The organism is Mameliella sp. CS4 (assembly GCF_019392335.1).
Lineage (GTDB): Bacteria > Pseudomonadota > Alphaproteobacteria > Rhodobacterales > Rhodobacteraceae > Antarctobacter.
Genome location: NZ_JAHXRQ010000306.1, coordinates 1 through 232, shown reverse-complemented (window position 1 = coordinate 232; position 232 = coordinate 1). Strand labels below are relative to the sequence as shown.

General features: G+C 65.5%; 1 protein-coding gene. It reads right to left on the bottom strand.

Annotation, left to right across the window (positions count from 1 at the left end; all coding sequences use genetic code 11):
• The coding region (locus tag KZZ07_RS27500) for a XylR N-terminal domain-containing protein (protein ID WP_219520232.1) at positions 1-232 on the bottom strand (232 nt) is incomplete at both ends.

The following is a 232-nucleotide window of genomic DNA, read 5'->3' as shown; positions in this document are numbered from 1 at the left end:
GCACACCGGGTCCTGGCCGATGCCGTAGGCCCCCACAGGTTCATCGGCTTCGCACGAGTGGTGCCCGAGAAATTCCCCTTCATAGAACCCCGAGTCGGCATCGAACTTGAAGTGCAGCGGTTCGACCTTGTTCATGCCTTCCAGGGTGTGCAGGTGTGTCCCGGCGCGAAACACCGCGGCGGCATCGGCCTGTGGCCAGCGCTCGCGGATCAAGCGCGCATCCCGTGCGCCG